Consider the following 9,984-nt stretch of genomic DNA (forward strand, 5'->3'; position numbering starts at 1 on the left):
AAATAATATTAAAATCCTTATCACTAAAGTAACCTTCCTTTATGAGACTTAACGCCGCGCTCTGGGGCAAACCGTAGCGCAGCGTAGGTTTGTCCCTAGCAGCGCTTTGTTAGCTTTGTCTAGGTCAGAATGCGGAACTAGAACCTTCATACTTCTTCATCTTTTTGGCTTTTTTTACTGCTGCGATTTCCGCGTCCATCTTGTATTTGAAATCAGATACGTTATAAGAAAGCCACAAATTCAGATTAGGCCATCCACGTTCTAATTTAATTGTCACACCATCTTTATACCAGTAGTGGGTCACTTCCCCTAAGTTTGATGAGCCGTAGGAATTATCGGGGTAACCATATTTTTGTGATAATAAATCCTTTATTTCATCGATATACCACTTATTAGAAGATGGAAATTTATACTGAATCTGTGCCAAATAATCACCTGATGAACCATAATCATTTCCATCTGATTCTTGAGAATAGAAAACTAACATCTCTGTTGAGCCAGGCATGATATTTCTGGAATTATAATTATCTGCAAAATAGCTATATTTCTCTCGAGTAGGCCTAGCGCCTGCCTCTTTTATGGCTGACCGCATTTCATCTCGGGTAGCGCCGTAGAGATGAATACCAAATAGCTTCGGAGAATTCGGGTGTTTTTTCTGAATGGCTAGCATATTTTCCAATGTTTTAAGATTGTTTACTGCATACTCATTGCCAGAATCAGCGGCCAACTTAAATAACTCCTTAGCTTTCGTTAAGTCTTTTTCTCCTCCTTCGCCACGCTGATACATTAATGCTAAATTATTCTGAACGGCACTTGAGGGTTTATCAGAGAGCGCTTTCTCGTACCAACTCCTAGCCGCAGTTAAATCCTTGCTAACACCCTCTCCTTCACTTAAGAAATAAGCCACGTAAAAATAAGCGTCTGATTTCCCGTTATCAGCAGCTTTCTTAAAATATTTATAGGCTTCTCGCGTGTTCTTCGATACCCCTTTACCATCTTTTAGCAGAAGGGCTAACTGATATGCTTCATAAGCGCCATCTTGATCTGCAGCTAAGTTGTACCATTTTGCAGCCTCAGAATAATCAGGCGTTCCAAGTTTTCCCAACCTATATATGTCACCGAGATAACCTTGGGCATCGTAATGCCCCTCTTTGGCAATCGGCAACCAAACTTGAAGTGCTTCGGAAAACTTTTTACTCTCATAAAGCTTAAGGCCTTTTTTATAATCATCAGCAAAGATTGTGTTTAAAGAATTTTTGCTATATTGATCACCGGCTGTTGAGGCTTTTCTAAACCAAAATACGGCTTTATCTGTACTAGCGGCCACACCTAGCCCGTAATAATAGATATTTCCTAGCTCTCTCTGTGATCTGACATTATTATGACTGGCCAGTAGCTCAAAAATCTCTTTTGCCTGACCATAATTTTTATTTTTCTTTTCAGAGAGAGCTCTTTCTAGATGCTCATTTTCGGCCTTTTTGTATTCGGAACTATAGGCTCTGCGAGCATTATAAAGTAGCCCCAAGCTTTTTAATTCATTGCCCTTATCGTGTTCAATCTTTGATAGGTAATAATAGCCATCAGAATTACCCCGGCTTGAAATTTTACCGCATACAGCCTCTGCGGTTTGTTTATCTCCGGCCTTGTAATATTCTGCACAAGATTGAGCAGTTGGATTTTCAAGTGGATTGGAAGCACAACCAGACAAAATTGCTAGGATTCCGAATCCCAAAAACATCCTCTTCATTTCTTCTCCTTTTTGTTTCTGCATATGCACCTTTAAAGCTAACGCCTGCAGTTGCGGACGGAGTGTGATGGCGCTTTTTGTGCAACGCACAAAACGTGACAGCTCACGTAGTTCCGCAAGCTGCACTTGTTAGGTGGTACTATATTTACTCTCCATGCACGATGGTTGTGTTTTGTAGCCAAAGACCAAATAGAAAAGAGTTAACTTGATGATCTACGTGATGTACCTTTGTGATGCCGGCTTCTTTCATGGCTGTATCTATACTTGCATCGCCAAATGCAAATAAACCAGCAATTGCAGATACACTCGCTGAGCCCATTTTTGAACTCTGTGCATCTTTATCGGTTGCTACGGTTAAGTTTTGAGCAGGGCCTTTCACATTAGTGATAATTACACCAGCTGGGGTTGGGCCTCCTGGAAACAGGTTCGTTGCGCACCCTGACATAAATAAGGCTGATACGATTATTACGAAACCAAACAGTTTATTCTTTAACATATTATGATTTTCCTTAATTTTAAGTTATTGATTTAAGTTGAACCGAGATTTTATCTTATTGAAACTAATGCTGCCTACTAATTTTTCACCTAACGCTTTTATAAACGGCGCACGGCTCTATCGTGCGTCCAACGCAGGCCACGTTTCTTTGTGGCCGGAGTGATGTTTGATGAACTGGTTAGATGTTTTAGAACACCCAAGTAGAACAACACCACGTTGTGTAGCCGAAGGCGGAACTTTAGTTCGTTGCCTGTGGCTAAAATAATTAAGTTGACGACTTTACCGGATTCCCTAGGAACACACCACCGACGAAGCCTCTACAAATTAAAATGTACCTGAGAAACTTAAACAGCGGAGCGGAACAGCGGGAAACCGTGCCACTTACCCTAAAAACTTAAACGGAGGAATGTATGAAAAGAAACGAGCACTCCTTGCCGAGTATTGAGCCTTAAACCTAAAGGCCAAAAAACATTTAACATTTGAATCTACGACATAAGGTCGTATATCCATTTGTCGTATATCCTTTTTTAAAAAAATTCTATATCACACGAATCCTACATCATTTCTGGAGTCCGATGAAGTCCAAAGTTTTTGCAATTTACAAAGTGCGACTCGTGTCGCCTATCCTTTTATTACAAGCCTTCATAATTATTTGTTTTTAAATAGCTTTTACCGTATTTTAACGGTAGCTATAGATATACGACAGGAGGTCGCTTTTCATAGCTATTTTGACTCACTCTTAAACTAAAGGATTAGTTTTATGGATGATATACCACTACCTCTCCCTAAAAAGCCCGTGCGCTTTATTGATCAGTTTCGAGCATTTATTCGTAGTAAACAAATGGCCTATAAGACCGAGAAAACCTATTGCCATTGGGTAATACGTTTTATTCGTTTTCACAACAAAAGGCACCCCAAGGAAATGGGGGCTGTCGAGGTCGATCAGTTTCTGAGTTCTTTAGCGCTCGATCAGAGCGCCGGGGTCAATACGCAGAAGACTGCGCTCAATGCCTTGGTTTTTATGTACCATAAGTTTTTGAAGATTGAGCTAGGTGATCTTGATTTCAAGCTGAGCAACCAGCCGCAAACAATTCCTACGGTATTTAGTCATGCCGAGGCGCTGGCGGTAATAGGTAAGTTAGATGGCGTTTACCTTATGCTAACAAAGCTGATGTATGGGGCTGGCCTTAGGGTCATGGAGGCGGTTCGTTTGCGGGTTCAAGACATCGACTTTGCAAATAACTGCCTAATAGTGCGTGAGTCTAAGGGGCTAAAGTGGCGGCGCACGCTGCTTCCCAAGTCCTTGATTGAGCCCTTAAAAGTTCAAATAGACTATGCACTCGCGCTGCACGCGAAAGATCTTGAAGAGGGCTATGGGGCGGTCTATCTTCCGGGTGCCTTGGCACGTAAGTATCCGAATGCTGCAACAGCCCCTGCATGGCAATACGTGTTTCCGGCGAATTCGCTTTCGAAGGACCCGCGAGCTGGTATTTATCGCCGTCACCATTTAGGTGAGCGTGCGGTTCAACGGAAGATTAAAGAGGCTTTGAAGCTCGCTAACATATATAAAAAGGCTGGCTGCCATACCTTTAGGCACAGTTTTGCTACCAACCTACTACGAGCGGGAACAGACATTAGGGCAATTCAGGAAATGTTGGGGCATTCCAATATTTCAACCACCCAGATCTACACACACGTTGTTGGCATACAGGAGCGAGGTGTCGTAAGTCCGGTCGATATATAACAATGCTAAAAAAGGGGCTTTACGCCCCTTCATTCAAAACCTTAAGAGCAAGGTTTTTACTGGGCCTGGCTCTCTAGGTATTCATCATAGTTACCGTTAAAGTCGACTATGCCATCAGGCGTAATCTCGATAATACGTGTCGCCAAAGATGAAACAAATTCTCTATCGTGAGAAACGAACAGTAGAGTTCCTTCAAACTTTTCTAGCGCCATATTCAAGGATTCAATAGACTCCATGTCCAAGTGGTTAGTCGGCTCATCCATCACAAGAATATTTGGCTTCTGAAGCATGATCTTGCCAAATAGCATCCTGCCCTGCTCTCCACCCGAAATCACTTTGACTGACTTGTTGATATCGTTCTGAGAGAAAAGTAAGCGACCAAGAGTGCCACGAATCACTTGTTCGTCATCACCTTCTTGCCCCCATTCACCCATCCATTCGAATAGATCTTTGTCTTCTTCGAAATCTGAAGCGTGATCCTGAGCGTAGTAACCAATATTGGCATTCTCAGACCACTTTATTGTACCAGCATCATGCTCGATGCTATTTGTAAGGCACTGAAGCATGGTGGTTTTTCCGATACCGTTAGGGCCAATAATCGCGATACGCTCGCCCACTTCAACCATCAGGTTAAGGTCTTTGAAGAGCGTTTCTTCATAGGTCTTGGTCAAGCTTTCAACTTCAAGCGCCATTCGGTGAAGCTTCTTTTCTTGGTTAAAGACGATGAAAGGGTTTTGGCGGCTCGAGGGTTTGATATCATCAAGCTGAATTTTATCAATCTGTTTTGCACGCGAGGTGGCTTGCTTAGATTTAGATGCATTGGCTGAGAAACGAGCGACAAAGGCCTTTAATTCTGAGATCTGTGCTTTCTTCTTCGCATTATCAGACATCTGGCGTTCACGTGCCTGAGTCGATGCAAGCATGTATTCGTCATAGTTGCCCGGATACAGACGTAATTCACCGTAGTCGAGATCAGCCATATGCGTACAAACACTATTTAAGAAGTGTCTATCGTGCGAGATGATGATCATCGTACAGTTACGCTCGTTGAGAACACCTTCTAGCCAACGAATGGTATTAATATCCAGGTTGTTGGTCGGCTCATCGAGCAGCATGATATCGGGTTCAGAGAAAAGTGCTTGCGCGAGTAAGACACGAAGTTTCCAACCCGGTGCAACTTCGCTCATTGGGCCATAATGCTGCTCAACCGGAATACCAACGCCAATCAGTAATTCACCCGCTCTAGATTCTGCACTGTAGCCGTCCATTTCAGCGAATTCAGATTCAAGCTCGCCTGCGCGAATACCGTCTTCTTCACTCATTTCAGGCTTGGCGTAGATCGCATCACGCTCCGCTTTGATTGACCAAAGCTCTTCATGCCCCATGATAACGGTATCGACAACACTAAACTCTTCATAGGCGAACTGGTCCTGCTTTAGCTTACCAATTCGTTCATTAGGGTCTTTAGAGACATTCCCCGAGGTAGGCTCTAAGTCACCGCCCAATATTTTCATAAAGGTTGACTTACCGCAGCCATTGGCACCAATTAGGCCATAGCGGTTGCCCTCACCAAACTTAACTGAAACGTTTTCAAATAACGGCTTTGCGCCAAACTGCATTGTAATATTCGCGGTAACTAACAAGGTATTGCCTCAAGATCTGGGTCATGGTTCAGCTATCTATTAATAGCGGCGCGAATTATGCCACAAAGAAAGCGCTTTCGTTAAACCAAAGCAAAGATTTTTGTATCTCGTTTGCTAAGGGCTTATATCGGGGTGCAATATTCCTCGATCAAAGCTATTATTCGCCCCTTATTTCTGCCGCCAATTCGAGAACAGTAACTTAGCATGAATGTCTCTTCTATTTCGTCAACGCTTATTCCTTCAGTGCCCGCTGACCATAAATACTGGGGCTCCATTCCTCAAGGTGCTAGCGCGGCGACACTTTACGAGTTACTTAATGAGATAGAAGGCTTTTGTTTATATATCGCTAAAGATTCGCAACAAGCCTACGCAATGGAAAGCGCGTTTAAATTCTTTAACGAAGGCAAGCATGAGGTTTATGTTTTCCCTGACTGGGAAACACTTCCCTACGATACATTCTCACCCCATGAAGATATTATTTCTCAGCGTTTGGAAACTCTCAGCAAGCTTCCTCTTGCTAAGCGCGGCTTACTTATCATCCCGCTTAATACGCTATTGCATCGTTTGCCACCAAAAAGCTTTTTGAACGCGCACACCTTTTCTTTAAAGAATGGGCAGACATTTGAGCTTGAAAAGTACCGCCGTATGCTTGAAGAAGTTGGCTACAGAAATGTTAATACCGTTTATGAGCATGGCGAGTACGCAATACGAGGCTCAATCTTTGACCTTTACCCTATGGGCAGTGAAGAACCCGTTCGTATCGAGTTGTTTGATGATGAGATAGAAAGCCTGCGTACATTCGACCCGGATAACCAGCGTTCAAAAAATAAGATCAAATCGCTAAAGATTTTACCTGCAAACGAATTCCCATGGGACGATAAAAGCCGCATGAGTTTTCGGAACCGTTGGTTAGAGCAGTTCCCAAATGCGGCATCAAACTGTCCTTTATATCGAGATATCAAAGACGGAATCAAACCACACGGCGTTGAATATTACAGCCCGCTGTTTTTTGAAGAGATGACAACACTGTTTGACTATTTACCTGAACAGTCACTTGTCATTACGCCAAGTGACATGCCTGAATTGCTAGATCATGTGTGGAGCGATATTAACGGCCGTTACGAAGATCGAAGGCACGATATCCAGCGCCCTATTCTTCCGCCTAGAAACCTGTTCCTGACAACTGACGAATTATTTTCTGATTTAAAGCAACACCCAAGGTTAACCTTATCCACCGCGAGATTAAGTGAAGGTGCAGGTAAATCAAACTTACCTTTTGATGTACTAGGGCAAGTAGGTGTCGATGACAGAAATACCGATCCACTCAGTGCGCTTAAAACGGCAATAGACGCCTTTGCCGGTAAGACGCTGATCATTGCTGAAACCGCGGGCAGACGTGAAGTACTAAGCGAGTTGTTCACACAGTACGCCTTCGCATTCGAAGACACTCAAAGCTGGCAAAGCTTTCTGCAAACAGACAGCCAGGTACAGTTAGTAACTGGCAGTTTGTCGCACGGCTTTATTTCGCAAGAAGCGTCACTTCAGGTTATCACCGAAACAGAATTGTTCGGCCAGCGAGTTGTACAGAGCCGACGCCGTAAGAAATCTAGTGATAATTCTGAAATGATGGTGAAAAACCTGACGGAATTATCCATCGGCGCGCCGGTCGTACATATTGATAATGGCGTTGGCCGCTATCGCGGTTTAGAAACGATCAAAGTGGGTGATCAAGTCGATGAGTTTCTAATGCTTGAGTATGCCAACGAAGCCAAGCTCTATGTTCCTGTATCTAACCTCAACCTTATTTCTCGATATAGCGGAACTGACGAATCACTCGCTCCGCTGCACCGTCTGGGAACTGAAAAGTGGAGTGCAGCAAAGCAAAAAGCCTTAGAGAAAATTCGTGATACGGCCGCAGAATTGCTCGAAGTTTATGCAAAGCGTGAAGCACGCTCCGGATTTAAATGTGATAAACCTGGTGAAGCTTACCGCGCCTTCTGCGCCAATTTCCCGTTTGAAGAGACACCCGATCAGCAAGCTGCGATTAAGGCAGTGCTTCGCGATATGACACGCGAACAGCCGATGGACCGGCTCGTCTGCGGAGACGTTGGTTTTGGTAAAACTGAAGTGGCGATGCGTGCCGCATTTGTCGCAACCTACTCGGGTAAGCAGGTCGCAGTGCTCGTTCCTACGACACTTCTTGCGCAGCAGCATTACGAGTCTTTCCAAGATCGATTTGCAGGCACGGCGGTTAAAGTCGATGTGCTATCAAGATTCAACTCTCCAAAAGATCAGGCTAAAGCGCTGGAAGACCTAAAGGCTGGAAAAATAGATATTATTGTCGGTACCCACAAGCTGATTCAAAAAGATGTTAAGTACAAAGACCTTGGTCTTTTGGTTATTGACGAAGAACATCGATTCGGTGTGCAGCAGAAAGAAAAGATTAAGTCTTTCCGCAGCGACGTAGATATTTTAAACCTTACCGCCACGCCAATACCGCGTACTTTAAATATGGCGATGGGCGGCATACGCGATCTATCGATTATCGCCACACCACCTGCTAAGCGTCTGTCAGTAAAAACTTTCGTTCGTGAGCGCGAAGATGCTTTGATCAAAGAGTCTCTCTTGCGTGAGATTCTGCGTGGTGGTCAGGTTTACTACTTATTTAACGATGTTAAAAATATTCATAAAGAAGCTGAGTACTTAACTAAACTGGTACCTGAAGCGCGAGTTGGCATTGCCCACGGTCAAATGCGTGAGCGTGAACTTGAAACCGCGATGTCAGACTTTTATCACCAGCGCTTTAATGTTTTAGTTTGCTCAACCATCATTGAGACCGGCATCGATATTCCTAATGCCAACACCATCATGATAGACCGAGCTGATAAGTTCGGCTTGGCACAGCTACACCAGTTACGTGGACGCGTCGGACGATCACACCACCAGGCTTACGCCTATCTCATGACACCCAGCTCTAAAAAACTTAGTGGCGATGCTGAAAAACGACTTGAAGCAATTGTTGCCTCGCAAGAACTTGGGGCGGGCTTCATGTTGGCAACGCACGACCTAGAGATACGTGGTGCAGGTGAACTATTAGGTGAAGAACAAAGCGGCCAGATTCAGAATATCGGTTTTACCCTATATATGGACTTGCTAGATCAAGCCGTTAAATCGCTTAAACAAGGAAAAGAGCTCGACCTTGAGAACCCAATGCATGGCACCGAGGTGAACCTGCGTATTCCCGCAATTATTCCTGACGAATATTTACCAGACGTACATATGCGTTTAGTACTCTATAAACGTATTGCTAACGCTGCCGATAAGGACGGCCTAAAAGACATTCAAGTCGAAATGATTGACCGCTTCGGTATGTTACCTGACGCTGTGAAAAACCTAATGCGTCAAACAGAGCTGAAGCTCAAAGCCGATCCTGTTGGCATCGATAAAATCGACGCAGGCGAGACCTCCGGTAGTTTTGAGTTTTCAAAAGACACGAAAGTCGACCCCTTGGCCATCGTTCAGCTAGTGCAAAAGAACCCGATAAAGTACAAGCTAGAAGGCGCCACAAAACTTAAGTTTGAGCTTGAGGCCAAGAACGCAGAAGAGAAATTAAGTGAGATTGAAGCGCTGATTGCGTTATTGAGCAAGGCCCCGACTTAGCCTCAGCTGTAGGCAGAGCCTTCCACGGCTCGCTGGCAGGTTAGCACGAGTCAGGTTCACAGCGAGATATATGCTTACTTAACACACTTCCCCTCTCTAAGCCCCTGAACTTGCTCATCACTATAGCCCAAAGACTTTAATACATCTGAGGTATCTGCCCCCAAAGGTCTCCCTGCTTGCTTTATGCCTTCAGACTTAAATGGCAATGCGCTATTTATTTGTTGAATCTCGTTGCCTGTCTCATCTACAGCGGTGGTAATCATGCCCCGCGCTATGAAGTGAGGGTGCGCTGCAGCCTGGTTGATACTCAATACAGGTTCTACACAAGCATCTAAGTTGCCAAAGACGTCATTCCAGTGAGCTTGGTCTTTTTCGATCACTTTTGCTGCAATTGCTGCCTTGATTTCTGTTTGGGTTTCGGCTCGTTGGTCGGCAATCTTATTCTGGTAAGCTGTCAAACCTAGGGTAGATAGCAAAACCATCGCGAAGTTTGGTTCCAGGCTACCGACCGAAATATACTTGCCATCTGCCGTCTGGTAGTAGTCGTAGAATAAACCACCGTTGAGCATCTCTTCGCCACACGCTGGGTCCTTGCCACTGACTAGCGCGTTGGCGCCGAACATCGTGTTCAGCGCCAAGGCCGCATCACTCATACTGATATCCAGGTGCTGGCCTTTTCCAGTAGAAGCACGTT

6 protein-coding genes are annotated in these 9,984 nt (G+C 44.4%); 2 read left to right on the forward strand and 4 right to left on the reverse strand.

Annotated elements, in window-relative coordinates:
- Window positions 1-124 precede the first annotated feature (124 nt).
- Both A3757_RS06075 and A3757_RS06080 read right to left on the reverse strand, forming a co-directional pair.
- Entirely contained in the window at window positions 125-1,771 is a 1,647-nt protein-coding gene (locus tag A3757_RS06075; RefSeq protein WP_156506216.1) for a lipoprotein, read from the reverse strand.
- A gap of 121 nt (window positions 1,772-1,892) precedes the next feature.
- On the reverse strand, window positions 1,893-2,243 hold the full coding sequence (locus A3757_RS06080; protein WP_068633991.1) for a TRL-like family protein: 351 nt from the start codon (window positions 2,241-2,243) through the stop codon (window positions 1,893-1,895).
- Between the two features lie 760 nt (window positions 2,244-3,003).
- Between A3757_RS06080 and A3757_RS06085 the strand changes: the two genes are divergently transcribed.
- Window positions 3,004-3,987: an integron integrase gene (locus tag A3757_RS06085; RefSeq protein WP_068739314.1), complete on the forward strand. Its 984-nt coding sequence runs from the start codon at window positions 3,004-3,006 to the stop codon at window positions 3,985-3,987.
- 56 nt (window positions 3,988-4,043) lie between these two features.
- Here A3757_RS06085 and A3757_RS06090 read toward each other — a convergent pair whose 3' ends face one another.
- Window positions 4,044-5,630: an ABC-F family ATPase gene (locus tag A3757_RS06090; protein ID WP_082865111.1), complete on the reverse strand. Its 1,587-nt coding sequence runs from the start codon at window positions 5,628-5,630 to the stop codon at window positions 4,044-4,046.
- A 204-nt stretch (window positions 5,631-5,834) separates the two neighbouring features.
- Here A3757_RS06090 and mfd point away from each other — a divergent pair, with 204 nt between their 5' ends.
- Window positions 5,835-9,290 (forward strand): transcription-repair coupling factor, encoded by a 3,456-nt coding sequence (gene mfd / locus A3757_RS06100; RefSeq protein WP_068553071.1) that lies wholly within the window; start codon window positions 5,835-5,837, stop codon window positions 9,288-9,290.
- Between the two features lie 74 nt (window positions 9,291-9,364).
- Here mfd and A3757_RS06105 read toward each other — a convergent pair.
- Window positions 9,365-9,984 (reverse strand): CoA transferase (locus A3757_RS06105; RefSeq protein ID WP_197469863.1); only part of this gene is annotated, 620 nt, incomplete at its 5' end.

It is taken from the genome of Oleiphilus sp. HI0117, assembly GCF_001635235.1.